Raw genomic sequence first — 24,814 nt, forward strand, 5'->3', positions numbered from 1 at the left:
GGCGGGGTGTGTGGCACAAGGTACACGCGCTGTGCCGGGGCGGCCGCCCGGGAAGGCTCCCACCCCGGCACGAGGCGTGTCAGCGGCAGCTCACTGGCCGCCCAGACCCGTGGTGGCCACGGCCTTGACGATCTGCCGCTGGAAGAGCATGAACAGGATCGTCAGGGGCAGGGCCGCGATCATGGCGGAGGCCATGGTCTGGGCGTAGATGATGCCGTAGGCGTTCTTCACGGTGGACAGCCCAACCGGCAGGGTCATGAGGTCGGGGTTGTTCGTCACGATGAAAGGCCACATGAAGTTGTTCCAGGCACTGATGAACACGAAGATCGCGACGGCGGTGACGATGGGCCTGGACACCGGCAGGACGACGTTCCAGAACAGGCGCCAGTTGCCGGCGCCGTCGACGCGGGCGGCGTCCTCGATCTCCTGGGGGACCTGGTCGAAGTACTGCTTGAAGATGTACACCATCATCGGTGCGATCGTCTGCGGCAGAATGACGCCCCAGAACGTGTCGATGAGGTTGAGGGCGTCCATCTCCTTGAACAGGGGGACGATGAGGATCTGGCCCGGCACCATGATGAGGGCGATGGTCAGGGTGAACAGCGCCCGGCGACCCCGGAAGACAGTGCGCGAGAAGGCGTAACCGGCCAGGGCGCAGATGATCACGGTCAGGACGGTGACGGCCGTGGCGACGAGCAGGGTGTTCCACATCCAGGTGAAGACCTCGCCGCGTTCGAAGACCGTGCGGTAGTTCTCCAGGGTGAAGCCGCCCTCGGGGAACCAGCGCAGCGGCAGCGACTGGGCCTGGGTCTCCGTCTTGAGGGAGGTGTCCACGGCCCAGGCCAGGGGTAGGAGCCAGCCCAGGGCGACGAGGGCGAGAATGAGGAAGGCGACGACGCGGCCGACCTTGGACCGGCCCATGAGCAGGCCCCGTGTGCTCCTGACCTCCGCACGGCGCTCGGCGCGTGCCCGCGAGCGCGCCTGGAGGAATGCGGGCTGGTTGAGGACCTCAGCGCTCATTGTTCTTGTCCTTCCGGGGGCGGGTGAGGAGCTGGAAGGCGACCGTGATGACGATGATGACCGCGAAGAAGATGTAGGACATGGCTGAGGCGTAGCCCATGCGGTAGTTCGTGAAGCCGGTGTCGTAGATGTACTGGAGGATCGGTCGCGTTGAGCCCTCCGGCCCGGAGCCTCCGTTGAAGGCGATGAACATCTGGTCGAAGATCTTGAGCGAGGCGATGACCTGGAGCGTGGCGACGAGGACGGTCGTTCCGCGCAGCTGCGGGAGGGTGACGGACCAGATCTTGCGCCAGAAGCCAGCGCCATCCACCTCGGCGGCCTCGTAGAGCAGGTCTGGGATGGCCTGGAGGCTGGACAGGTACAGCAGGAAGTTGAAGCCGACCGTCCACCAGACGGTGAGGATGACCATGGACCACATGGCGACGTCGACGTCCGTGAGCCAGCCGACCTTGTCCAGGCCGATCTGCTGGATCCAGTAGTTGATGAAGCCGACATCGGAGTTGAACAGCCAGGTCCACACCTGCACGACAACGGCCACGGGCAGCAGGTAGGGGGCGAAGAAGGCCAGGCGCCACAGCCACTGCCCCGGGATGCCGATGTAGACGAGCAGGGCCATGACCAGCGCGATGAGCACGAGCGGGATGGTGCTCATGACCGTGAACATGATGGTGTGACCGAGCGTGCTCCACATGGTGGGGTCGCCGAAGGCCTCCACGTAGTTGCCGAGCCCGACGAACCCGCCGTTGCCCATGAGGGACTGCTCGGTGAAGGACAGCCAGAAGCCGTACAGCACTGGGATGACGAGGAACAGGACGGCAACGACGATGAAGGGGATGAGGAAGGGCAGCCCGGAGCCGAGCCGCTTGACGCTCTGTCCGGTGGCAGCGTCGCGTGCGGTGGCGCCCCGGCGCTGAGCAGCCGCGTGGGAGGACATGATGTGGGTGTTCCTTTCTGCTCAGGCCGGCTCAGGCGGGCGGGTTCTGGGCCAGCATCGTGTTGAGGCGCTCGATGAGGCCGTCGACGGCCCCCTCGGCGTCCACGGACCGCGACAGCCAGCAGGACTGCATGACCTCGGCGACGCGCGCCTGGAAGTCGGAGCCGGAGCCGGTGAACCAGCTCGAGGGCTCGAAGACCGCCTCGTCCATGGCGTTGGCGTAGTGGGCCTGGGGGACGAGCTCGGCGTAGGCGGGGGACTCGGTGACCTCGAGGTTGGCGGGTGTGTGGCCGCCGGCCGCCCAGTCCAGGGAGCTCCTCAGCATCCCGGCGACGACCTCGTAGGCGGCGTCGCGCTTGGTCTCGTCGACGTGGTCCTGGTGCGGCAGGACGAAGACGTGGCAGTCACCGAAGGTCGCGGGCGTGCCGAAGATGGTGGGCATCGTCATGGCGTCGAAGCTGATGTCGGCGTTGAGGAAGGACGGCAGCTCCCAGTTGCCCATGAAGGTGATACCGGTGCGCGCGGTGGAGAAGGAGGCGATGGCGCCGCCGTAGTCCATGTCCGGGTCCGCCACCTGTCCGTCGAGCATGTCGGCGACGAACTGGGTGACCTGGACGGCCTTGTCACGGTCGATGACGGCCTGCCGTCCGGGCACGAGCTCGGCGGTGGCACCGGTCTGGTAGTACAGGCCCCACCACATGCGGCACACCTGGGCACCGTCGCCCGTGTAACCGTAGGAGATGCCCTTGTCCCCGGTGACCGCGGCGAGGGCACGGCCCGCGTCGAGGAGGGCCTCGGGCGAGTCGAGCCCGCTGAGGCGGCCCTCGGAGTCGAGCAGGCCGGCCTCGCCGCACAGGTCCGTGTTGTAGAACATGAGGAAGGCGTGGAAGTCGAGCGGCACGGCGAAGTGCTGGCCGTTGACGAAGCACTTGTCCCACAGGGCGTCGGGGAACATGTCCCGGGTGACGCCGTGCTCGGCCAGACGGTCCATGTCCCAGGTGTCGAGCAGACCTCCGGGGGCGTATCCGACCACGCGCGTGGCGTGCATGACGGCGAGGTCGGGAGAGCGCCCGCCCACTGAGGACATGGCGAGCTTTGTGTAGTAGGGGCCTCCCCACGTCAGGACGACGGGGTTGATCTCGAGGCCGGGGTTCTGTCTGTCGACGGCGTCCATCATGGCCTGGAAGACGCCGCCGTCGCCGCCGGTGAACAGGTGCCACAGCTGGACGGGCGTGGGGTCAGACGTCGACGCCCGTGAGCAGCCGCCAAGCAGGCTCGCTCCGGCGAGCGAGGCTCCTGAGAGCATCGCGGCGGACAGGAAGCTGCGTCGGCTGGGCACGCCCCGTCCGGGGACCCAAAGCTGACTCATCATTGACCTCCTTGTCAATGAGGAACGGATTCAGATAGTGAGCCGCGTACTCGCGGCTGACGCCGACCGGGAACGGGCCAAGGTGCCCGCCTGGCCGGATCGTCCGACGACGGCCCTGTGCCTGCGCACCGCCTCGTGCAGCGCGCAGGCACAGGCCCGTCAGCCGAGCTCGACGGCCAGCCAGGAGGCGGGCGGCAGGGTGGTGGTGAGCACGCCGTCGCTGAGGGTGACCTCGTGCGCCACGGGGGCGACGGCGTCGGGCTCGTCGGCGGTGTTGACGGCGTCGAGGTCCTCGGGGGCGAGGATCTGCGCCTCGACGACCCTGCTCACGCCCAGCGAGGCGAGGGCGGCGCTCAGGTCCGCGCTCTCGGTGAGGGAGCGGTTGAGGGCCAGGAGCGAGCCCTTGCCGGTCTCCTCGTCCCAGGTGACGACGGCGTCGACCTGGTCGACGTCACCGTAGCGCTCGGTGGCGGTGGAGGCGGTCTCGACGACGGCGTCGTAGGCGGTGCCGCGGGCGATGCGCGAGCCGATGGCGAAGGGGTGGAAGGTGGCCTGGCGCCAGGCGCGGCCGCCCTTCTCGGTCATGATCGGGGCGATGACGTTGACGAGCTGGGCGATGCAGGCGGTCTTGACGCGGTCGGCGTGGCGCAGCAGGGAGATGAGCATGCCGCCCAGGGCGAGGGCGTCGGCGGCGGTGTAGACGTCCTCGATGCGCTTGGGGGCGACGGGCCAGTCGGCGGGGTCGAAGCCGTGCTCGATGGAGTTCCACTCGGACAGGCGCCACACGTTCCACTCGTCGACGCTGATCTGGATCTTCTTCGTCGAGCGCTTCTTGGCGCCGACGGCGTCGGCGGTGGCGATGACGCCGTCGATGAAGCGGTCCATGTCGTAGCCGGCGGCGAGGAAGCTGGCGCGGTCCTGGACGTCGGGGTCGACGTAGCGGTGCATGGAGATGAAGTCGACCTCGTCGTAGTTGAGCTCGAGGATGGTGCGCTCCCAGTCGCCGAAGGTGGGCATCTCCCAGGCGGCGGAGCCGCAGGCGACGAGCTCGAGGTCCTGGTCGACCATCTTCATGGCGCGGGCGGTGGAGCCGGCGAGGTAGGCGTAGTCCTCGGCGTTCTTGTGGCCGACCTGCCAGGGGCCGTCCATCTCGTTGCCCAGGCACCACATGCGCACGTTGTAGGCGTCCTCGTGGCCGTTGGCGCGGCGCTTGTCCGCGTACTCGGTGGCGCAGACGCCGTTGGTGTAGTCGAGGATGTTGATGGCGTCCTCCTCACCGCGGGTGCCGAGGTTGATGGCCATCATGGGCTCGACACCGGCCTTGGAGCACCAGGCCATGAACTCGTCGAGGCCGAAGGCATTGGTCTCGGTGGAGTGCCAGGCGAGCTCGAGGCGGCTGGGGCGCTCGGCGACGGGGCCGATGCCGTCCTCCCAGCGGTAGTTGGAGACGAAGTTGCCCCCGGGGTAGCGGGCGATGGTGACCCCGAGCTCCTTGACGAGGTCCATGACGTCCTGGCGGAAGCCGTCGGCGTCGGCGGTGGGGTGGTCGGGCTCGAAGATGCCGGTGTAGACGCAGCGGCCGAGGTGCTCGACGAGCACACCGTACATGCGCCGGTCGATGCTGCCGATGGGCCGGTCGGCATCGACGCTGATGCGTGCGTGGGACATGGGTGACGCTCCTTGGGGTCTCCACGAGTGCGGGCGACTCATCCTCGCCCTAGTAGTTCATCGTTGTCAACCCTGTTGGCGCCACAAGAATGACGAAAGTCCTTATTTCGCCGCTATATCAGTCGAAATTCACCAGCACCAACATATGTCTTCGTTGAACATGTCGGGAGACACATGAGCGGCCTTGCGCCTAGACTGCCGCCATGCCCGCCACGATCATCGACGTCGCCACGCTCGCAGGAGTGTCGACGAAGACTGTCTCCCGGGTGGTCAACGATGAATCTGGGGTCTCCCCCGCCACGCGCGAGCGCGTCCTCGCGGCGGTCCGTGCGACCGGCTACGCCCCCGACCCCGCCGCCCGCTCCCTGCGCACCGGCCGCTCGCACTCCATCGGCCTGGCCGTCCCCGAGCTCGGCCAGCCCTTCTTCGCCGAGATCGCGGACCGCATCGCCCAGGCCGCCCGCAGCCGCGGCCTCGGCCTCGTGCTCGGCGTCACCGGCGAGCAGGGCGAGGGCGAGGCCGCCTTCCTCGAGCGCAACCCCGGCCTCGACGGCACCATCCTGTACTGGCAGGGGCTCAGCGCCGCACGCCTGAGCGCCGAGGCCGCCCGCCGTCCCCTCGTCGTCATCGGCGAGTACGACCACCACGCCGTCGACCGGGTGACGATGGACAACGCGCGCGGCATCACCCTCGCCCTGGAGCACCTGCTCGCCCTGGGCCGCGAGCGCCTGGCCGTCATCGGCCCGCCGGAGCCCGGCGTGCGCGCCCACGCCGCCGCCCGACGGCGCACGGCCGCGCTGCGCGACGCGCTCGCCGCCCACGGCCTCACCCTCGACGAGCGCCTGCTCGTGCCCTCCGCCGAGTGGCGCCGCCCCGACGGCGCCCGCTGCGCGCGGCGCCTGCTGGACCAGGAGGTGCCCTTCGACGCGGTCCTCGCCTTCAACGACGGTCTCGCGCTGGGCGCGCTCGCCGAGCTGCGCGCCGCCGGGGTGCGGGTGCCCGACGACGTCGCCGTCACTGGCTTCGACAACCTTGACGCCTCGCGCTACTCCTTCCCCTCCCTCACCACGGTCTCACCCCGGCTGGCCTCCTACGCCGTCCACGCGGTGGACCTGCTCGTCGCCCGCATCGAGGACCCCTCCCGCGCCCCGCGCACCGAGGTCGCCGGGGTCACCCTCATGCCGCGCGACTCGACCATCGGAGGTGGCGCCCTGTGGCTCAGCAGGTGACCATGCAGGACGTCGCCGAGATCGCCGGCGTGTCCGCCAAGACCGTCTCCAACGTGCTGCGCGGCACCGGGGGCGCCTCCCAGACCACGCGCGAGAAGGTCCTGGCCGCGGTGCGCGCCAGCGGGTACCGGCTCAACGCCGGGGCCGCCGCCCTGCGCTCGGGGCGCCACGGCGCCATCGCGCTGGCGGTGCCGACCCTCCAGCAGCCCATCCACGCGCACCTCGCCGAGGCCCTCATGCGCGCCGCGGGGGACGTCCAGGTGGTCCTGGAGCTCACCCGGGGCGAGGCCGAGGCAGAGCGCGCCCTGCTGGCCGGCTCGTGGCGCAGCCGGTGCGACGCCCTCGTGCTGGCCCCGCGCGGCATCGACCCCGCCTCCGAGACCGGTGCGCGCCCGCCGGCCGGCGCCGACGACGGCGGCCGCGCCCCCGCCGTCGTGCTGCTCAGTGACGCCGGCCCCGCCGACGTGCCCCGCGTCGTGTGCTCGCCCACGGCCCAGTGCCTGCTCGTGGCCGCGCACCTGCGCGAGACCGGCAGGCGCCGCGTCGCCGTCGTCGGGGCGCAGGACCGGGCCGACCGCTGGACCGGTGCCTGCGTGCAGGCCCTGCGCCAGGCCGGGCTCGAGGTACCCGAGGAGGCCCTGGTGCGCGTGGGCGACGTCGACGGGCTGCGCGGCGGGGTGGAGGCGGTCAGCCGTCTGCTCTACCGGGGTGCCCGGGTGGACGCCGTCGTCTGCCACAACGACGCGCTGGCCTCCGGCGCGGCCGCGACCCTGCTGCGCCGGGGGGCGCGCGTGCCCCAGGACGTGGCCGTCATCGGCCGCGGCGACACCGAGGCGGCCCGCTACGCCTCGCCGGCCCTCACCAGTGTGTCCGTGGCGGCGGAGGCGACGGCGGCGGCCGTCATGGACCTGCTGGCGCCCGTGCTGGACCCGGCGGCGCGGTCCGGCGCCCCGGAGGAGGAGGCCGCCCCGCTGGTCGAGGTCTCCCCCGTCCTGACCGTCCGCGCCTCCTCCGGGCCGGTCACGTCCTGAGCCCCCGCGGCGACGGCGCCCGGGCGCCAGCCCCTCGGGCACGGCCCCACACCGCAGGGCCCCGGTCGTGTCAGCCTCGACCGGGGCCCCGCGGCGGCTTCTCAGCGCGTCCGCGCTGGGTCTCAGGCGCCCTGCGCGAGGCGGTAGCACGCCTGGTTCAGGCGCCGCTCCTGGGCGAACCCGCGCGTCGTCGTGCCCTCGTCGATGACGGCGAGCTCCATCTGGGCCATCTCGGCCAGGTCCTGCCAGGTCTCCAGCGTCGTCGCCGTCGACATCACCGTGTGGTGGGCGGCGCCCGAGAGCATCCAGCACTCGGTGGAGGTGTGGAAGTCGGGGGCGGGCTCCCACACGGCGCGGGCCACGGGCAGGGCGGGCAGCGGCGCGTCGGGACCGACGACCTCGACGACGTTGGCGGTCAGGCGGAAGCGCTCGCGCATGTCGGACATGGCGACGACGATGCCGGGCCCCTTGTCGGCGTCGAAGACAAGACGGACCGGGTCCTCGCGGTCGCCGATGCCCAGCGGGTGGATCTCCAGGCGCGCCCTGTCCTCGGTGAGGGAGGGGCAGACCTCGAGCATGTGGGCGCCGAGGATCTTCTCCTTGCCCTCGGTCATCTCGTAGCAGTAGTCCTCCATGAGCGAGGCGCCGCCGGGCAGGCCGTGGCCCATGACCTTGGCGGCGCGCACGAGGATGGCGGTCTTCCAGTCGCCCTCGGCGCCGAAGCCGTAGCCGGCGGCCATGAGGCGCTGGACGGCGAGGCCGGGCAGCTGGCGCAGCCCGCCGAGGTCCTCGAAGTTGGTGGTGAAGGCGGTGGCGTCGTGCTCCTCGAGGAAGCGGCGCATGCCGGCCTCGAGACGGGCTCCGTAGCGCAGGGAGCCGTGGCGCTCACCGCCGGGCCTCAGCTCGGGCACGACGTCGTAGAGGTCGAGGTACTCCTCGATGAGGGCGTCGACCTCCTCCTCGCCGACGGCGTCGACGACGGCGACGAGGTCGTTGACGCCCCAGGTGTTGACCGAGACGCCGAGCCTGAGCTCGGCCTCGGTCTTGTCGCCCTCGGTGACGGCGACGTTGCGCATGTTGTCGCCGAAGCGGACCAGGCGCGTGTGGTGCAGGGCGTCCCAGCCCGCGGCGGCGCGGGCCCAGGTGGCGACCTTGGCCTGGGTGGCGGCCTGCGTGGCGTGCCCGACGACGATCTTGCGGGGCTGGCCCAGGCGGCTGAGGATGTAGCCGAACTCGCGGTCGCCGTGGGCCGCCTGGTTGAGGTTCATGTAGTCCATGTCGAGCGTGGCCCAGGGCAGCTCGGCGGAGAACTGGGTGTGCAGCTGGAGCAGGGGCTTGCGCAGCGCGTCGATGCCCAGGATCCACATCTTCGCCGGGGAGAAGGTGTGCATCCAGGCGATGACGCCGATGCAGGAGGGGTCGGCGTTGGCCTCGAGCATGGCGGCGCGGATGGAGTCGCGCTCCTTGAGCACGGGCTTCCACACGATCCTCACGGGGACGGACGCAGCCTCGTCCAGCCAGGAGGCGACCTGCTGGGACTGCTCGGCGACCTGGGCGAGGGTCTCCTCGCCGTAGAGGTCCTGGGACCCGGTGAGGAACCAGATCTCCTTGCCGTCGAAGGGGTTGGGCAGAGCAGTGGTCATGACAGGGTCACTCCTTGGTCGTGGGTGAGGGCCGGGGCGGTGCGGGGACCGTGGGCGTCGGGGCGGCGGGTCCGGGAGCACTCCAGTGTGTCCGTGCACACCAATAGTGAACGTTCACATGACGGGAGTCAAGCCGCCTGCGCCCACCGGCCACGGGCCCCGGTCCTCCTCGTAGGGCACGGCCTCCTCCGGCAGGGGGAGCACGCCGGAGCGCCAGTAGATCCAGGACACGCACCTGGCGGGCAGCGCGAGACCGAAGACGGGGACGAGCCCCGGGTAGGCGGTCCACAGCCACAGCCAGGCGGCCGCCACGAGCAGCGCCCCGCCGGAGCTCACCGGGCGCGACAGCCCCAGGACGACGACGAGCCGGGCCACACGTCTGAGGGACTCGTCGAAGTGCGCAGCCACCACCCAGACGACGAGGCTCGCCGCCGCCCACAGGACGCTGAGCACCACGACGAGGCCGGACAGCCAGGGCGTGGCGGAGCCCACGCCCGCCATCAGCAGAGCCCGGTCCACCCCCAGCAGGACCCAGCCCGCGCCGACCGCGAGCGCGATGGCCTGGGCGTGCCAGAACTCGCGGCGCAACACCGTCCAGAACTCCTTCCAGAGCCCGGGCCGCTGGACCGCCCTCAGCCCGCGCTCCTCCAGCAGGTCGTTCATGAGCCCGCGCCGGATGACGGCACTCATCGCGAGCGTCGCCGGCCCGGCCCCGAGCACCACCGCCCCGGCGAGCACACCGAGGACCCAGACGAGGTGGAGGACGAAGAGCCTGCCCGCGAGCTCTCCCAGGCGCACGTGCCATCCGACCACGGCCGGCAGGATCCGGCTGGGCACGCCGCTCACCCCTTGACCGCGCCGATGAGGACGCCCTTCTCGAAGTACTTCTGCAGGAAGGGGTAGACGATGATGACGGGCAGGGTGGACACGACGATGACGCCGTACTTGATCTGGTCGGCATAGCGCTGGGCGTAGGCGCCCCCGGAGCCCCCGCCGCCCCCGGCTCCGCCGGAGAAGGCTTGGTTGGACAGCAGGATGTCGCGCAGGACGATCTGCAGCGGCTGCTTGTCGTAGTCGCGCACGAAGATCAGGCCCGTGAAGAAGTCGTTCCAGTGCTGGACGAGGTAGTACAGGCCGATGACGGAGATGATCGCCTTCGACAGCGGCAGCGCCACCTGCAGGAAGTAGCGCAGCTCGTCGGCGCCGTCGAGCACCGCGGCCTCGTGCAGGTCCTCCGGAAGGGTGTTCTCGAAGAAGGACCTCGCGATGATGAGGTTGTAGACGTTGACCGCCGACGGCAGGACGAAGACGAGCCAGTTGTCCAGGAGGTTGAGGTCCTTGTACAGCAGGTAGGTCGGGATGAGCCCGCCGTTGAAGAACATCGTGAAGGTGAGGAAGAGCATGAGCACGCGCCGGGGGCGGAACTCCTTGCGCGAGAGCGCGTATGCGGCGGGCAGGGTCACGACGAGGTTGAGGGCGGTGCCCACCACGGTGTAGACGATCGTGTTCCTGTAGCCGGTCCAGATCCGGCTGTCGCCCAGGATCTGCTCGTATCCGAACAGGCTCAGGCCCCGTGGCCAGAGCACCACCTGGCCGTTGGCCACCGCGGTCGTGTCCGAGACCGAGGCGATGAGGACGAAGTAGATCGGGTAGAGGGTCACGAACACCACGAGGGCGCACATGAGCACGACGGCGAGGTTGAAGGCCCGGTCGCCCAGGCCCAGGTGCCGGAGCCGGTGTGTGGGACGGCCGACGGGCGCGCTCGTGCGGGCGCGGCCCGAGGTGCTGGTCGCTGCGGTCAAGGGTCCGCTCCTCTCAGAACAGGCTCGTGTCGGTGACCTTCTTCGCGATGCGGTTGGCGACCACGAGGAAGGTGAAGTTGATGACCGTGTTGAACAGGCCGATGGCGGTGGAGTAGCTGAACTGGCTCGAGAGGATGCCGATCTTGTACGTGTAGGTCGAGATGACCTCCGAGACCGGCAGGTTGAGGGTGTTCTGCATGAGGAACACCTTCTCGAAGCCCGTGTTGAGCACGTTTCCCATGTTGAGGATGAGCAGGATGATCATCGTCGGCACGAGGGCGGGGATGTCGACGTGCCTGATGAGCTGCCAGCGGTTGGCGCCGTCGATGCGGGCCGCCTCATAGAGCTGGGTGTTGACCCCCGCCAGGGCGGCGAGGTAGATGATCGAGTTCCACCCGACGTGCTGCCACACGTCGGACAGGACGTAGACGGGGACGAAGGCCCTGGTGTCGCCGAGGAAGTTGACGCCCGTGACGCCCAGGGCGGCCAGGAGCCGCGTGAGCAGCCCGTCCGACGGGGACAGGAACACCTGCAGCATGCCGACGATGACGACCACCGAGATGAAGTGGGGCAAGTAGGTGATCGTCTGGATCCACCGCTTGACGCTGGAGCGCATCACCTGGTTGATGAGCAGGGCGAGCAGGATCGGGGCGATGAAACCGAGCACGAGCGTCGACACGGCGATGAGGACCGTGTTGCGCATGAGGGTGGTGAACATCGGCGAGTCGAAGAACTGCCGGAAGTACCTCAGCCCGACGAAGTCGCCGCCTGTGAGCCCCGCCTGGAAGTCGAGCTCCTTGAAGGCGAGCTGGATGCCGTACATGGGCACGTAGGAGAAGACGGCGACGAAGACGAGCGCCGGCATCACCATGAGCCACAGCTGCCAGTAGCGCTTGACGTGGTCCGCCAGCCCCCGCCGCCTGCGCGGGGCGGCGGGAGGCCGGGTGCGCGTCACCTCTGTCGACAGGGGCATCACTTCGAGGCCATGTAGTCGTCGTAGTACTTCTGCATGCGCGCGATGTTGTCCTCGACGCCCGAGGCCAGGACCGCGGCGGTGTAGTCCTCCCACTGCTCCTCGACGCCGCCGTGGACGAGCCACTCGGCGAACTGGGTCTGCGTGGTGTTGAGCATCGTCGTGCTCACCAGCGTCATCGCGTTGTTGTCCTCGGCGGTCATCTTGATGAACTGCGTCGGGTAGACGTCCTTGTCCAGGTCCATGGAGTCGATGGCCTCCTGCAGGGGCACGGCCTCGTCGATGGCCTCCTGCAGGTCCGTGGGCAGCTCGACGTCGAGCTCGTCGCGGATGTACATGGGGCCGTTGTCGGCCAGGGTCGAGGTCCACTTCCACGTCGACGGGTCCGTGCCGTCCTCAGCGGGCAGGACCCTGTAGGTGGAGTCGTCCACCTTCTCGATGTTGGGGCCGATGTCGCCGAAGAGGACCTCGAGGCTCATCTCCTGGTCGTAGAACTGGTTGACGACCCTCAGGGCCGCCTCCTTGTTGCTGGCCGTGGCGGACACGAGGACCTGGTTGGCCGGGAAGTTCTCGCCGAAGCCGTCGTAGGACCAGGTGACGCGGTTGGTCTGGCCGGCCTTCTGCTTGAGCACGGGCATGGCCTCGTACTGCTCGTAGATCTCGGGCCCGAACCGGTCGGAGCGGGTCCACCCCCAGGTGAAGCCGACCGTGGCGGTGCCGTCGCCGGGCCCGCGGGCCACGGACTGGTAGGCGGAGTAGTCCTGCGTGAGGACCTCCTCGCTGACCAGGCCGGCGGCGTAGCACCTGGACAGGAAGACCATGAGGTCGCGGTAGCGCTCGTCGATGAGGAAGTTGGAGACCTTGCCGTTCTCCAGGAAGTACCCCTGACCACCGCCCGAGGCGAGCGGCAGCCCGGTGGAGCCCAGCAGGAGGATGCACTGGAAGTAGCCGAACCCTCCGGTGCCGACCGGGCTCCAGTCCATCGGGATGACCTTCTGCCCGGCCCCGGTGGGGTCCCCCTCCTTGAAGGCGACGAGCACGTCGTAGAGCTCGTCCCAGGTGGTCGGCATCTCCAGGCCGAGGGCGTCGAGCCAGACCCTGTTGATGTACTGGTGCTGGACGGTGGGCGGCCAGAACCGCTTGTATCCGGGGACGGCGTAGATGGCGCCGTTGGACTGGGTGGCGAGCGCGGTGAGCTCGGGCTTGGCCTCGAGCATCTGCTTGACGTTGGGGATGGCGTCAAGGTCGTCGGACAGGTCCTCGAAGAGGCTTCCGTAGGTGGCCAGGTCGGTGTCGACGATGGAGTTGGTGCCGACGATGAGGTCCGGGACGTCGCCGGCGGCGAGCATCGTGGACTTCTTCTGGTCCCAGTCGGCCGAGACCTCCTCCCACTCGATGGTGACCCCGGCGACCTCCTCGAGCTTCTTGGTCCAGGCCATCTCCGCCATGGGCTTGGTCAGCGGGTGCTTGAGGGCGAGGACCCGCAGGACGTTGGGGTCCGAGGAGCCGGAGCCCGAGCCGCAGGCGGCCAGGGACCCTCCGGCCGCGGCGGCGGCAGCTGCTGCCGCGACGCCGCGCAGCACGGTGCGGCGGCTGAGCATGAGGGGGCTGGTGGACATCGTTCTCTCCTTTGAGTGACGCGTGTGTGGGGACGGTGGTAGGAGGGTCAGGTGGTCGGGATCCACACGCGCATGGCGCCGGTCCCCCGGTTTCCCCAGGTGGAGAAGGGCACGAGCTCGATGTCGACGCGGCGGGTGGTGGTGCCCGTCCGGTCCCAGGAGGCGGGCGGGTAGAGCCGGGTCTCAGGGGCGCGGACGTGGGCGGCGGCGCGCAGGCGCGGGGCGGGGGCGCCGTCCTCGAGCGGCAGGGTGGCGACCTCGGGCCGCTCGGGCAGGAGGACGTCGTCGACTCCGACGCCGTCGGGCAGGTCGGCCTGCTCGAGGCAGTAGACGACCGGGCCGCGCTCGAGCGCGACGCAGCCGCGCACCGCGTCGACGCGGGAGTTCGCCCGCGTCCAGCGGGGCTCGAGGGGCAGGCTCAGCACGGCGCCGTCGACCTCCTCGGCTCTCAGCAGGACGCGCCCGTCGCGGTGCTCCTGCTCCGAGACCGGCCGCCGGGAGCCTCCGGCGGCCACCGTCGCCCCCTCGGCCCAGGCCGGGACGCGCACGCTCACGCCGGTTCCGGTGGGCAGGGGCGTGCCGTGCACCGCCAGGCGGACCTCGCCGTCGGCCGGGTAGCCGGTGGTGACCTCGAGGACGCCCCCGCCCAGGGCACCGGGCAGGTCGATCTCGCAGGCGACGAGCTGGTGCAGCTCGAGGAGGCTCCCGTCGAGGACGCTGGCCACGTAGGCGCCCACCTGGGCGAGGGTGCGGGCGATGTTGGGCGGGCAGCAGGCGCAGGAGTACCACGGCTGGCGCTGGGCCGGTGCGTTCTCCTCGCTGAAGCGGTCGGGCCGGCGCTGCATGGGGTTGGAGTAGAAGAACCGGGTGCCGGTCCCGTCGAGTGAGGCGGCCAGGGCGTTGTAGAGCTCGCGCTCGATGACGTCGTCGTAACGGCGGTCGCTGCCGGCGAGCTGCATGCGCCAGGTCCAGTGCAGGTCGGCGACCGTCGCGCAGGTCTCGGCGTAGGCGCGGTCCGCGGGCAGCTCGTAGTCGTTGCCGAAGGACTCGTCGCGGTGGCGCGAGCCGAAGGCGCCGGAGAGGTACATCTTGCGCTCGTGGGCGCGGTCCCACTGCTCGAGCATGACCTCGTGGAGGAGCTCCTCGCCCGTCTCGAGGTAGAGGTCGGTGACTCCGGCGTTGAGGTAGAGCTGGCGCACCGCGTGCCCGGTGGGGTCGGTGCCCTCGCGCACGCCCGTGTGGTCCTGGTAGTAGCGGTGACCGAAGCCCTTGTCTGGCAGGATGTCGCGTCCGCGCTGGTTGACCAGGTGCTCGGCCAGGCGCAGCCAGCGCTCCTGGCCCGTGTGGCGGAAGAGCTCGACGAGAGCGGTCTCGATCTCCGGGTGCCCGGGAACCCCGTCCTCGCGGCCGGGGCCGAAGCGGCGCTCGACGAGGGCCGCGAAGGCGGTGGCGACCCGGAGGAGGTCCTTGCGCCCGGTGGCCCGGTCGAGGGCGACGGCGGCCTGGATCATGTGCCCCAGGACGTACATCTCGTGGGTCCAGTCGAGCTCGGCGAAACGCTTGTCCGGGTGGACGCCCTGGATCCAGGAGTGGCAGTAGCCGGAGTCCTCCTGGACCCGCTGGACCAGGCCGATGACCCCGTCCAGCCAGTCGTCGAAGGCGTGGGTGCCCGAGCGGGCGGTCTCCCAGGCAACAGCCTCGATGACCTTGTAGAGGTCCGAGTCCGCGAAGACCCAGCCGGAGTAGTCGGCACCGGACTCGCCGACGACGCGGCGCAGGTTGTTGAGCACGCCGGAGGCCTCGAGGTTGACGATGCAGTGCGGGATGGTGGCGGTGGCGTTGCGGGTCTGCCAGCGCCCGAGCAGGCTGTCGGGGGCGATGCGCACGGCACGGACCGGGAGCGGGGCGCGTCGGGCGCGCTGTGAGGACTGCGCTGGTGCGGCGGGGGCCGCGAGAGGGGCGGCGCCGGCCCGCCCGTCGGTGAGCGACGTCATCGTCATCTCCTCCATCGTTGTGACGGCGACATCATGGAATCGATGATGAAACGTTGTCAACCACATTCGGAGAAGTCCGACGTCCGTCGTCATCCAGCTGAGCCCGGCCCGTCGACCGCACCACGCCCTCCGGGGCGCGCACCGCCGCCCCCGCATCGGGGCAGAGCCCCGGCCGCGGTCAGAGGCTCGAGTCCCGCACGACCAGGCGTGTGGGCGCGGGCCCCACAGGCCCCGGGTCGCGCCCCTCGAGGCGCGCGACGAGGACATCGACGGCCGCTGAGGCCATCGCCACCGTGCCCGGGTCCACCGTGGTGAGCGCCGGCCAGGCGAACTCGCCCTCGGTCGTGTTGTCGAAGCCCGTCACGGCGACGTCCTCGGGCACGCGCCGCCCCACCGACAGCAGCGCCCTGAGCACCCCCAGCGCGACGGCGTCGTTGATGCACATGAGGGCGTCGAAAGGCACCCCTGAGCGCAGCAGCCCGATCGTCGACTCGAGCCCGGTGTCACAGCGGTCCCAGTCCTCGCCATTGACGACGAGGGCCGGGTCGACCTCGAGCCCGGCCTCCTCGTGGGCCCGGACGTAGGCGGCGTACCGCGGGCCCCCGTCGTCCCAGGTGCGCGCCATGAAGCCGATCCTCCTGCGCCCGGAGGCCAGGAGGTGGCGGGCGGCCGCGAGGCAGCCGTTGAACTCGTCCATGGGCACGTGGTCCAGGCCGCGGGTCGGGTAGGAGCCCATCTGGACCACGGGCAGCGGGGGCGTGCGCCCAGCCATCAGCTCGTCGCCCAGGAAGTGGGGGCACAGCAGCACGCCGTCGGCGTCGTTCGTCGTCACCCCCATGACGGCGTCGAGCTCGGCCGCGGCGTCGTCGTCCGTCACCCGGACCGTCGAGCGCAGCCCGCGGGCCCCCAGCTGCTCGATGAGCGCCTCCGCGCACCGGCTGAAGTAGGGCTGGCGCAGGTTGGGCACGACGACGGCGATGCGCCCGGGAGCACCGGTCACCAGGGCCCGGGCGGCCTCCGAGGGCACGTAGCCGAGCGCCTCGGCCGCCTCGCGCACCCGCCTGCGCGTGTCCTGCGACAGGCGGGTCGTGCCCGTCCTGCCGGTGCGCGACAGCGCCGTCGAGGCCGTGGAGACGGAGACGCCCGCAGCCTCGGCCACGTCGCGCAGGCGGACCCTCCCGCTCATGACGCACCCGCCGTGCCGCCGGCCACCGGACCGGCGCCGAGCGTGGACTCGCGCCGCACGAGCGAGGGGGCCAGGACGCAGACCTCCCCGGCCCCGTCGGCACCGGCCCCGCCGCCCATCCTGCGCTCGAGGCTGGACAGGGCCGCGCGGGCGATCTCATCGACAGGGAAGACGAGGGAGGTGAGCGACGGCGAGGAGAAGCGGCCGTCCTCGAGCCCGCCGCAGCCGCACACGGCCAGGCTCCCGGGCACACTCACCCCGGCACGGCGCAGCCCTGCGGCCAGGCCGAGCGCGAGGTCGTCGTCGGCGCAGACCACGACGTCGGGTACGGGGGCCATGCCCGCCACGACGGGAGCCAGGGCATGGCCCTCGGCGCGCGTGGCGCGGGGACCGGTCTCCAGCAGGCCCGACCCCGGCATCCGGGCCAGCAGCTCCGCGACGTAGGAGCCCTCGCGGCCCGCCCCGGGCCCGAGGACCAGCGGCCGCTCCAGCCTCAGGGCCCGCAGGTGGCGCGACATGATGTCGGCGCCGTGGGCGAGGTCGAGCCTCACGCCGCCGTCGTGGCGGGTGCGACCGTCCTCCCGCCACCAGCCGGCCCGGCACACCGGGACCGACGAGAGGCTCCCGACCTCCGTGAGGTCGTCGTGCACGTCACCGAGGACCAGGGCGCCGTCGAAGGAGGTCGCCTGCTCGGTGAGGACCTGGGCGACGCGCTCCGGCTCATGACCGCAGGGCTCGATGGCGACCCTCAGCCCGCGGCGGTCGGCCTCCAGGACCACGGCCTGGACGAGCCCCGTGACCCAGCCCGCACGCATGTCGGGCACGAGCACAGCCACGGTCGAGGTGCGCCCCGTGCGCAGGGAGCGCGCCAGGGCGTTGGGCCGCCACCCGAGCTCCTCGACCGCCGCCGTCACACGGCTGCGCAGCCGGGGGGAGACGTTCGGCTCACCGTTGACGACGCGGGAGACGGACTTGAGCGACACGCCCGCACGGTCGGCGACCTGCCGCATCGTGACCGTCACCAGAGTCCCGCCTTCCTGCACGGCGCCACCGCCTGCGTGGGCCACGCTAGCGACTCCGCCCGCACCGCGCTCCCGGTCCCGGGCCCGGGACCGCATGGGGACGGCCTCAGCGCCCACCAGATGATTGACAACGTTTCATTCTCCGTTGAGGATAAGGGTCCCACAACGACGTGAGGAGCACCCATGACGACGCCGTCCCCCCGCCCCGCCACCTTCCCGCCCCGCGGCTGGAACTCCTGGGACTGCTTCGGCGGGTCCGTCACCGAGGCCGAGGTCCTCGACAACGCCCGCTTCATGAGGGACCACCTGCTCACGCACGGCTGGGACACCGTTGTCGTCGACATCCAGTGGTACGAGCCGGACCCCGGGCACGGCGGTTACAACGATGTGTCCCGGGCCGTCATCGACGCCTACGGCCGTCCCCTGCCCGCGCCCGGGCGGTTCCCGTCCGCCGCGTCAGGACGCGGCTTCGAGCCGCTGGCCGACGCCGTGCACGCCATGGGGCTGCGCTTCGGGGTGCACCTCATGCGCGGCGTGCCCCAGGCAGCCGTCGCCGCCGCGACCCCCGTGCTCGGCACCGGGCTCACCGCGCGCGACATCGCGGCCCCGCCCTCGCAGCGCTGCCCCTGGAACCCGGACAACGAGGGGGTCCTGCCCGACCACCCCGGCTCACAGGCCTGGTACGACTCCGTCTTCGCGCTCCTGGCGGCCTGGGGCGTGGACCTGGTCAAGGTCGACGACGTCCTCTACCCGCCGATCCGGCGCGCCGACATCGCCATGATCCGCACCGCCATCGAGCGCTGCGGCCGCCCCATGGTCCTCAGCCTGTCCCCCGGCAAGGCCCTGTCCCTCGAGCAGGACGAGTTCCTCCACGCCCACGCCCAGGCGTGGCGAGTCTCCGACGACCTGTGGGACCGCTGGCCGAGCGTCGTCGAGCAGTTCCAGCGGGCGGCGCGCTGGGCGCGCTCCCAGTCCGACACCGGCGTCGGCGACCTCGACATGCTCCCCCTGGGCCGCATCGGCGTGCGCGCGCACGTCGGCGAGCCGCGCCACTCGCGCCTGACCCATGACGAGCAGCGCACGATGCTCACCCTGTGGTCCATCGCCCGCTCCCCCCTCATGATGGGTGGGCACCTGCCCGCCTCCCCGCCCGAGACCATCGCCCTGCTCCAGGCGGACGCCGTCCTCGCCGTCGACGAGCGCGGCAGCGGCTGTCGCGAGATCATCCGGGACCAGGGCCTCGTCGTCTGGCGCTCCACTGTGCGCCCGGCGGTCCCCGGCGCCGCGTCCCAGGAGGTCCGCGCCGTCTTCAACCTCGACGACGGCCGCGTGACGCACCGGCTGCACGTCGACGACCTCGGCCTGCCCGGGCGCACGAGCCTGCTCACCGACCTGTGGACCGGGGAGCGGGTCCCCGTCACCGACGGCTGGTGGCGCACGAGCCTGCCCGCCCACGGCTGCGCCATGGTCGCCACCTGAGCCCTAACACGAGCGAGGACCCTCATGAACCTGGACGCTCCCCCCCCCGCCTTCGAGACCACCGGCTCCTCCCTCACCTGGCGGGGCTCCGGCCAGACCCTGCGCGTCGAGTCCTGGGGGCCGAGCGCCGTCCGGGTGCGCTGCGTGCCCACCGGAGAGCCCATCGACACCGACTGGGCGCTCCAGGAGCCCGCGAGCGCGCCCACGACGGTGAGCGTCAACGGCGACGAGGCGAGGCTCGTCAACGGCGCCCTCACCGCCGTCGTGCGGGCCGGCGGATCCTACGACGCGCAGGCCGGATACCCGGTGTACCGGGCCTCGGTGGAGATCCTCGACGGTGAGGGCCGCACCGTTCTGCGCAAGATCGGCGACGGCGGGGCCCTCAAGCTCGTCGCCCGGGACTTCACCGCCCTGCCCGGCGGCTCGTACCACCTCACCGCCTCCTTCGAGCCGCCCGGCAACGAGCACCTGTACGGGATGGGCCTGTACCAGCAGGAGGTCCTCGACCTCAAGGGCTCGACCTTTGAGCTGGCGCACCGCAGCTCCCAGGCCAGCGTCCCCTTCGTCATGTCCAGTGCCGGGTACGGATTCCTCTGGCACAACCCCGCCATCGGCCGTGCGACCTTCGGGCGCAACCGGACCGAGTGGGTGGCGCAGGCCACGCACCAGCTCGACTACTGGGTCACCGTCGCCGACACCCCGGCCGCCATCGCCCGCTCCTACACCGACGCCACCGGCCACGCGCCGCCCATGCCCGAGCACGGGCTCGGCTACTGGCAGTGCAAGCTGCGCTACTGGAACCAGGACCAGCTCCTCGAGGTGGCCCGCGAGCACCGGCGCCGCGGGCTGCCGCTGGACGTCATCGTGGCGGACTTCTTCCACTGGCCGGAGCTGGGCGACTACCGCTTCGAGGAGGAGCTGTGGCCCGATGCGCGGGCGATGGTCGACGAGCTGCGGGAGCTCGGCGTCGAGCTCATGGTCTCCGTCTGGCCCCAGGTGTCGCCGCGCAGCGAGACCTTCCCGCTGCTGGCCCGGGGCAACATGCTCGTTCAGTCCGACCGCGGGCTGCAGCCCCAGATGAGCTTCGGCGGGCCCTCCCTCTTCCTGGACCCCACCAACCCCCGCACCCGCGAGACCGTGTGGGAGATCTGCAGACGCAACTACCACGACCTGGGCGTGAGGATGTTCTGGCTCGATGAGGTCGAGCCCGAGTACGGCGCCTACGACTTCGACAACTACCGCTACCACGCCGGTCCCGTCGCCGAGGTCGGCAACCTCTACCCGCAGGCCTTCTCCCGCCTGTTCCACGAGGGGCAGGTCGCGGCCGGGCAGGAGGAGGTCGTCAACCTCGTCAGGTGCGCGTGGGCCGGCTCCCAGCGCTACGGCGCCCTCGTGTGGTCGGGGGACACCCGCTCGGACTGGGCCAGCCTGCGCCGCCAGGTCGTCGCCGGCATCCACATGGGCGTCGCCGGCATCCCCTGGTTCACCACCGACATCGGCGGCTTCCACGGCGGCCACGTCGACGACCCCGCCTTCCGGGAGCTGCTCGTGCGCTGGTTCCAGTTCGCCGCCTTCTGCCCCGTCATGCGCATGCACGGCGACCGTCAGCCCTTCGAGGAGGTCACCCGCTGCGACGGCACGCCGCTGGAGCACTCCGGCGCACCGAACGAGGTCTGGAGCTTCGGCGGTGAGGTCGAGAAGGTCCTCAGCCACTACGTGCGCCTGCGCGAGAGGATGCGACCGTACACGCGCTCAGTGATGGACCAGGCGCACCGGCACGGCCAACCGGTCATACGCGGCATGTTCCACGAGTTCCCCCAGGACCCCACCTGCTGGACCCTGGCCGACCAGTACATGTTCGGCCCGGACGTCCTGGTCGCCCCCGTCCTCGAGCCGGGCGCGACCAGCAGGGAGGTCTACCTCCCCGCCGGGGCGTCGTGGACCGACGCCCGCACCGGGCAGGTCCACGACGGCGGGCAGTGGCGCAGCGTCGCCACGCCCCGTGACACCCTGCCGATCCACCTGCGGGACGGGGCCCCGGCCCTCCTCGTCGGGATGCTCTGAGCCGGGGCCCGTCATCAGCTGCTGCGACGGCTCAGGGAGCGCTGCAGCAGGACGAAGACGAGCAGGAAGACCCCGATGAACACCTTGGTCCACCAGGAGTCGAGCCCCTCCCGGGCGATGAGCACCTGCAGCAGGCCGTAGACCATGACGCCGACGACGCTGCCCCACACGTAGCCGCGCCCGCCCGTGAGCAGGGTGCCGCCGATGGCGACCGGTGCGATGGCGTCGAGCTCCATGCCCACGCCGGTGAGGTTGTAGCCGGACTTGGTGTACATGGCGAAGAGGATGCCCGCGATGCCGGCGCAGGTGCCGGAGAAGGCGTAGACGAGGATCTTCGTGCGGCCCACGGCCAGGCCCATGAGCGAGGCGGCGTGACCGTCGTCGCCGGAGCCGATGCCGTAGACGGTGCGGCCGAAGCGCGTGTAGTGCAGCAGGTGGAAGCCCACGAGCACGACCGCGAAAGCGACCAGCATCGGCAGGGTGATCTTCCACGACTCGCGCCCGTCACCGAACTTGACCGCCCAGGAGGCCAGCGCGGAGAACCCCTCGGAGTCGATGGCGAGCGACTGCGGTGAGATGAGGTTGGCCACGCCCCGCATGAGGAACATGACCGCCAGGGAGGCGATGAAGGGCTGGAAGTCGAAGAACCGCACGAGCACGCCGATGAGCACACCCCCCAGGGTTCCGATGAGCACCGCCAGGAGCAGGATGAGCGGCAGCGGGACCCCCAGGGGCACGAGCCTGGCGATGACGAGGCCGACGACGGCGACGACGGCGCCCACGGACAGGTCGATGCCGCCGGTGAGGATGACAGCCGTCATGCCGACGGCGAGGACGAGGATGAAGGAGTTGTCGATGAAGAGGTTGGAGAACAGCTTCATGGACACGAAGGAACGCGATCCCGAGTAGCGCACCTGCCCGATGACGAGCATGAGCACGAGCGTGAGGACCGTCGAGCCGACCGGCAGGAACCTGGGGTCGAGGACCTTCGACCACAGCCCACCGCGCCCGGCCGCCGCGCGTGTGGTGGAGGACCCGCTGCGGGCCGCGAGGCTCTTCCTCGCGGCGGTGCTCGTGCGGCTCATGCCGCAACCTCCTTCATGGTGGTGCCCGCTGGGGTGCGCCCGAGGCGATGACGGGTGAGACGCTCACGTACCTGCGGAGCCTGAGCGATGACGACGACGATGACGACAATGGCCTTGAACAGCGGGGTCACCGTCGCCGGGATGTGGAAGATGACGACCGCCCGCTCGATGGTGGTGAGCACAAGGGCACCGACGACGGTGCCGCCGAGGAAGAACTTGCCGCCGCTCATCTTGGTGCCGCCGATGACGACGCACAGGATGGCGTCCATCTCCTTCATGAGGCCGATGTTGTTGGCGTCGGCCGCCATGGTCGGCGCGCCGTAGACGAGGCCGGCGAGTCCGGCGAGCAGGCCGCACAGGACGTAGACGAGCCACATGACACGCCGCGACTGCACGCCGGAGATGCGCGAGGCCTCGGCGTTGACGCCGATGGACTCCACGAGCATGCCCAGCGCCGTGCGGCGCACGAACAGGGCCAGGACGAGGAAGACGACGGCCCCGATGACGACCGGGGTCGGCAGCCCGAGGATGAAGCCGGAGCCGATCGCCTTGAAGGGGGCTGAGGTCACGGTGGTGATCTGGGCCTTGGTGATGAGCATGGCGATGCCGCGGCCGGCGACCATGAGGATCATCGTGGCGATGAAGGGCTGGATGTCCAGGACGGAGACGAGGAAGCCGTTGAAGACGCCGACGGCCAGACCGATGGCCAGGCCGAGGACCACGGCCGCGACGACCGTCGTCGGGCTGGCCGGGTCCGCCGCGTTGTCGAGGAAGGTGAGGGACACGGCCAGGGAGATCGCCATGACGGCGCCCACCGACAGGTCGACCCCGGCGGTGGCGATGACGAGGCACATGCCCAGCCCGAGCAGCATCGGCGTCACAGCGGCACGCATGATGTCGATGACCTGGCCGAAGAGGTGCCCGTCCTGGATCGTGATGCTGAGGAAGCCCGGGCTGGCGAGCTGGCAGGCGATAAGCAGGACGACGACGGCCAGGACGGGCCCGAAGAGGTGGTGTGAGGTCACGCGGCGCAGCAGGGAGACCTGCTCGCCTCGCTCGCGGTCGGCGGCCTCGACGCGCTCACTGGAGGCGCGTGTGCTCGTGGGGGTGGGCTCAGACATGGCTCTCCTCCTTCTGCGCGGCGATGGTGGACAGGATGGTGGCGGCGGTGACACCCGGGCCGTTGTCGATCTCGGCGATCTTGGCGCGGTCGCGCATGACCATGATCCGGTGTGAGAGCCGCAGGACCTCCTCGAGCTCGGAGGAGATGAAGACGACGCTCATGCCCTGGCCCGCGAGCTGGGCCACGAGCCTCTGGATCTCGGCCTTGGTGCCGACGTCGATGCCGCGGGTGGGCTCGTCGAGGATGAGGAGCTCGGGCGCGGTGGCGAGCCAACGGGCGAGGAGGACCTTCTGCTGGTTGCCGCCCGAGAGGTTCTTGATGAGCATCCCGGGGTTGCGCGGGTGGATGTCGAGGGCCTCCATGTACCGCTCGACGATCTCGTCGAGCTCCTTGCGGGGGATCGGGCGCCACGCACCACGGGAGGCCTGGAGGGCCAGGGCGATGTTCTCGCGCACGGTGAGGTCTCCGACGATGCCCTCCTTCTTGCGGTCCTCGGTGGAGTAGACGATGCCCTTGTGGACGGCGGCGAGGGGGGAGGACAGGCGGGTCTCGGCCCCCTTGACCTTGAGGGTGCCGGTGTCGGTCCTGTCGACGCCGGCGAGCAGGCGGGCGGCCTCGGTGCGCCCGGAGCCCAGGAGCCCGGCAACACCGATGATCTCGCCGGGGTGGATGCCGAGGTCGTAGGCCTCGACACTGCCCCTCTTGGAGATGCCGATGGCGTGGAGCACCGGCTCACCCGTGCGGGAGACCCCGGAGTCGTGGACGCCGCCTCCGATGCTCTCGAGCTCAGCCGCGTCCTTGCCGATCATCATGGAGATGAGCTCGGACCGGGGCAGGTCCTGGGTGAGGGCGGTACCGACGAGGCGGCCGTTGCGCAGGACGGTCATGCGGTCGGAGATCTCGTAGACCTGGTCGAGGAAGTGGGAGACGAAGAGGATGGCGACGCCCGTGGACTTGAGCTCGCGCACGACGGCGAAGAGCTCGGCGACCTCGTCCTTGTCGAGGGAGGAGGTGGGCTCGTCCAGGATGAGGACCTTTGCGTCGACGACGAGGGCGCGGGCGATGGCGCACAGCTGCTGCGTGGCGATCGTGTGGGAGCCGAGGGTGGAGGACGGGTCGATGTCAAGGTGGAGGCGGGCCAGGTGCTCCTTGGCCTGCTGGCGCATGGCCCGCCAGCTGATGAAGGGGCCCGTGGTGGGCTCGTGCCCGAGCATGACGTTCTCGGCGACGGAGAGGTTGGCGCACAGGTTGACCTCTTGGAAGACGACGGCGACGCCCGCCTCCTGCGCCTCGGCGGGCCCGGAGAAGCTCACCTCCTTGCCGTCCACGACGATCCGTCCGGCGGTGAGCGTGTTGACGCCCGTGAGCGCCTTGATGAGCGTGGACTTGCCGGCACCGTTCTCACCCATGAGGGCGTGGACCTCCCCGGGGTAGAGGGTGACGTCGACGTCGTCGAGCGCCCTGACCCCGGGGAAGGTGATGGTGATGCCGGTCATCTCCACGACCGGGGTCCGTGGTGGCGCGTCAGTCGGCGTGGCCATGGTCCCTCCGTTTCCGTGAGAAGAGTGAGATG

General features: G+C 70.7%; 19 protein-coding genes. 4 read left to right on the forward strand and 15 right to left on the reverse strand.

The window, feature by feature from the left end:
• Positions 1–90: 90 nt before the first annotated feature.
• The 4 genes from H6X67_RS03075 to arfA form a co-directional block, all read right to left on the reverse strand.
• Positions 91–1,020 carry a carbohydrate ABC transporter permease gene (locus H6X67_RS03075; protein ID WP_249367441.1) on the reverse strand — a complete coding sequence of 310 codons (930 nt, stop codon included), beginning with the start codon at positions 1,018–1,020 and terminating at the stop codon, positions 91–93.
• Positions 1,010–1,954 carry a carbohydrate ABC transporter permease gene (locus H6X67_RS03080; RefSeq protein WP_249367442.1) on the reverse strand — a complete coding sequence of 315 codons (945 nt, stop codon included), beginning with the start codon at positions 1,952–1,954 and terminating at the stop codon, positions 1,010–1,012. Before H6X67_RS03080 ends, H6X67_RS03075 begins: the two co-directional genes overlap by 11 nt.
• A gap of 31 nt (positions 1,955–1,985) precedes the next feature.
• Positions 1,986–3,323, reverse strand: a complete 1,338-nt coding sequence (locus H6X67_RS03085) for an extracellular solute-binding protein (protein ID WP_249375252.1) — start codon at positions 3,321–3,323, stop codon at positions 1,986–1,988.
• Between the two features lie 159 nt (positions 3,324–3,482).
• The gene (gene arfA / locus H6X67_RS03090; protein WP_249367444.1) at positions 3,483–4,991 is read right to left on the reverse strand and encodes an arabinosylfuranosidase ArfA; all 1,509 of its coding nucleotides are present in this window, start codon (positions 4,989–4,991) and stop codon (positions 3,483–3,485) included.
• 203 nt (positions 4,992–5,194) lie between these two features.
• Between arfA and H6X67_RS03095 the strand changes: the two genes are divergently transcribed.
• Both H6X67_RS03095 and H6X67_RS03100 read left to right on the forward strand, forming a co-directional pair.
• Positions 5,195–6,220 carry a LacI family DNA-binding transcriptional regulator gene (locus tag H6X67_RS03095; protein WP_249367445.1) on the forward strand — a complete coding sequence of 342 codons (1,026 nt, stop codon included), beginning with the start codon at positions 5,195–5,197 and terminating at the stop codon, positions 6,218–6,220.
• The gene (locus H6X67_RS03100) at positions 6,205–7,251 is read left to right on the forward strand and encodes a LacI family DNA-binding transcriptional regulator (RefSeq protein ID WP_249367446.1); all 1,047 of its coding nucleotides are present in this window, start codon (positions 6,205–6,207) and stop codon (positions 7,249–7,251) included. Before H6X67_RS03095 ends, H6X67_RS03100 begins: the two co-directional genes overlap by 16 nt.
• 122 nt (positions 7,252–7,373) lie before the next feature.
• Here H6X67_RS03100 and araA read toward each other — a convergent pair whose 3' ends face one another.
• The 8 genes from araA to H6X67_RS03140 all read right to left on the reverse strand — a co-directional run bounded on the left by araA (position 7,374) and on the right by H6X67_RS03140 (position 17,490).
• Positions 7,374–8,894 (reverse strand): L-arabinose isomerase, encoded by a 1,521-nt coding sequence (araA, locus tag H6X67_RS03105; RefSeq protein ID WP_249367447.1) that lies wholly within the window; start codon positions 8,892–8,894, stop codon positions 7,374–7,376.
• Positions 8,895–9,008: 114 nt separating this feature from the next.
• Complete coding sequence (locus H6X67_RS03110; RefSeq protein ID WP_249367448.1) at positions 9,009–9,731, reverse strand: YesL family protein; 723 nt, start codon at positions 9,729–9,731, stop codon at positions 9,009–9,011.
• 5 nt (positions 9,732–9,736) lie between these two features.
• Positions 9,737–10,696 (reverse strand): carbohydrate ABC transporter permease, encoded by a 960-nt coding sequence (locus tag H6X67_RS03115; RefSeq protein WP_249367449.1) that lies wholly within the window; start codon positions 10,694–10,696, stop codon positions 9,737–9,739.
• A 13-nt stretch (positions 10,697–10,709) separates the two neighbouring features.
• A complete protein-coding gene (locus tag H6X67_RS03120; RefSeq protein ID WP_249367450.1) occupies positions 10,710–11,669 on the reverse strand; it encodes an ABC transporter permease in 960 nt (319 codons plus the stop codon).
• Positions 11,669–13,288 (reverse strand): extracellular solute-binding protein, encoded by a 1,620-nt coding sequence (locus H6X67_RS03125; protein WP_249367451.1) that lies wholly within the window; start codon positions 13,286–13,288, stop codon positions 11,669–11,671. Before H6X67_RS03125 ends, H6X67_RS03120 begins: the two co-directional genes overlap by 1 nt.
• Before the next feature lie 47 nt (positions 13,289–13,335).
• A complete protein-coding gene (locus H6X67_RS03130; RefSeq protein WP_249367452.1) occupies positions 13,336–15,282 on the reverse strand; it encodes a glycoside hydrolase family 127 protein in 1,947 nt (648 codons plus the stop codon).
• A gap of 178 nt (positions 15,283–15,460) precedes the next feature.
• On the reverse strand, positions 15,461–16,468 hold the full coding sequence (locus tag H6X67_RS03135) for a LacI family DNA-binding transcriptional regulator (protein WP_249367453.1): 1,008 nt from the start codon (positions 16,466–16,468) through the stop codon (positions 15,461–15,463).
• Positions 16,465–17,490, reverse strand: a complete 1,026-nt coding sequence (locus tag H6X67_RS03140) for a LacI family DNA-binding transcriptional regulator (protein ID WP_249367454.1) — start codon at positions 17,488–17,490, stop codon at positions 16,465–16,467. The genes H6X67_RS03135 and H6X67_RS03140 overlap by 4 nt, the downstream gene beginning before the upstream one ends.
• Positions 17,491–17,673: 183 nt before the next feature.
• Between H6X67_RS03140 and H6X67_RS03145 the strand changes: the two genes are divergently transcribed.
• Together H6X67_RS03145 and H6X67_RS03150 are read left to right on the forward strand one after the other, a co-directional pair.
• Positions 17,674–18,969 carry a glycoside hydrolase family 27 protein gene (locus tag H6X67_RS03145; protein ID WP_249367455.1) on the forward strand — a complete coding sequence of 432 codons (1,296 nt, stop codon included), beginning with the start codon at positions 17,674–17,676 and terminating at the stop codon, positions 18,967–18,969.
• Between the two features lie 24 nt (positions 18,970–18,993).
• Positions 18,994–21,033 (forward strand): glycoside hydrolase family 31 protein, encoded by a 2,040-nt coding sequence (locus H6X67_RS03150; RefSeq protein ID WP_249367456.1) that lies wholly within the window; start codon positions 18,994–18,996, stop codon positions 21,031–21,033.
• A 14-nt stretch (positions 21,034–21,047) separates the two neighbouring features.
• Here H6X67_RS03150 and H6X67_RS03155 read toward each other — a convergent pair whose 3' ends face one another.
• From H6X67_RS03155 to H6X67_RS03165, 3 genes are read right to left on the reverse strand one after another with little or no spacing between them, the layout of a single operon-like run.
• Positions 21,048–22,118 (reverse strand): ABC transporter permease subunit, encoded by a 1,071-nt coding sequence (locus H6X67_RS03155; RefSeq protein WP_249367457.1) that lies wholly within the window; start codon positions 22,116–22,118, stop codon positions 21,048–21,050.
• Positions 22,115–23,239 carry an ABC transporter permease gene (locus H6X67_RS03160; RefSeq protein WP_249367458.1) on the reverse strand — a complete coding sequence of 375 codons (1,125 nt, stop codon included), beginning with the start codon at positions 23,237–23,239 and terminating at the stop codon, positions 22,115–22,117. Before H6X67_RS03160 ends, H6X67_RS03155 begins: the two co-directional genes overlap by 4 nt.
• Entirely contained in the window at positions 23,232–24,782 is a 1,551-nt protein-coding gene (locus tag H6X67_RS03165; protein WP_249367459.1) for a sugar ABC transporter ATP-binding protein, read from the reverse strand. The genes H6X67_RS03160 and H6X67_RS03165 overlap by 8 nt, the downstream gene beginning before the upstream one ends.
• Positions 24,783–24,814: the final 32 nt, after the last annotated feature.

Source organism: Actinomyces sp. AC-20-1 (assembly GCF_023369555.1).
In the GTDB taxonomy this organism is placed as follows: Bacteria; Actinomycetota; Actinomycetes; order Actinomycetales; family Actinomycetaceae; genus Actinomyces.

What these genes read in the sequence shown, in the direction of transcription:
- H6X67_RS03075 (WP_249367441.1), bottom strand. Translation starts at nt 1,020, where the DNA reads ATGAGCGCTGAGGTCCTCAACCAGCCCGCATTCCTCCAGGCGCGCTCG.
- H6X67_RS03080 (WP_249367442.1), bottom strand. Translation starts at nt 1,954, where the DNA reads ATGTCCTCCCACGCGGCTGCTCAGCGCCGGGGCGCCACCGCACGCGAC.
- H6X67_RS03085 (WP_249375252.1), bottom strand. Translation starts at nt 3,323, where the DNA reads ATGAGTCAGCTTTGGGTCCCCGGACGGGGCGTGCCCAGCCGACGCAGC.
- arfA (WP_249367444.1), bottom strand. Translation starts at nt 4,991, where the DNA reads ATGTCCCACGCACGCATCAGCGTCGATGCCGACCGGCCCATCGGCAGC.
- H6X67_RS03095 (WP_249367445.1), top strand. Translation starts at nt 5,195, where the DNA reads ATGCCCGCCACGATCATCGACGTCGCCACGCTCGCAGGAGTGTCGACG.
- araA (WP_249367447.1), bottom strand. Translation starts at nt 8,894, where the DNA reads ATGACCACTGCTCTGCCCAACCCCTTCGACGGCAAGGAGATCTGGTTC.
- H6X67_RS03120 (WP_249367450.1), bottom strand. Translation starts at nt 11,669, where the DNA reads ATGCCCCTGTCGACAGAGGTGACGCGCACCCGGCCTCCCGCCGCCCCG.
- H6X67_RS03125 (WP_249367451.1), bottom strand. Translation starts at nt 13,288, where the DNA reads ATGTCCACCAGCCCCCTCATGCTCAGCCGCCGCACCGTGCTGCGCGGC.
- H6X67_RS03130 (WP_249367452.1), bottom strand. Translation starts at nt 15,282, where the DNA reads ATGACGTCGCTCACCGACGGGCGGGCCGGCGCCGCCCCTCTCGCGGCC.
- H6X67_RS03135 (WP_249367453.1), bottom strand. Translation starts at nt 16,468, where the DNA reads ATGAGCGGGAGGGTCCGCCTGCGCGACGTGGCCGAGGCTGCGGGCGTC.
- H6X67_RS03145 (WP_249367455.1), top strand. Translation starts at nt 17,674, where the DNA reads ATGACGACGCCGTCCCCCCGCCCCGCCACCTTCCCGCCCCGCGGCTGG.
- H6X67_RS03150 (WP_249367456.1), top strand. Translation starts at nt 18,994, where the DNA reads ATGAACCTGGACGCTCCCCCCCCCGCCTTCGAGACCACCGGCTCCTCC.
- H6X67_RS03155 (WP_249367457.1), bottom strand. Translation starts at nt 22,118, where the DNA reads ATGAGCCGCACGAGCACCGCCGCGAGGAAGAGCCTCGCGGCCCGCAGC.
- H6X67_RS03160 (WP_249367458.1), bottom strand. Translation starts at nt 23,239, where the DNA reads ATGTCTGAGCCCACCCCCACGAGCACACGCGCCTCCAGTGAGCGCGTC.
- H6X67_RS03165 (WP_249367459.1), bottom strand. Translation starts at nt 24,782, where the DNA reads ATGGCCACGCCGACTGACGCGCCACCACGGACCCCGGTCGTGGAGATG.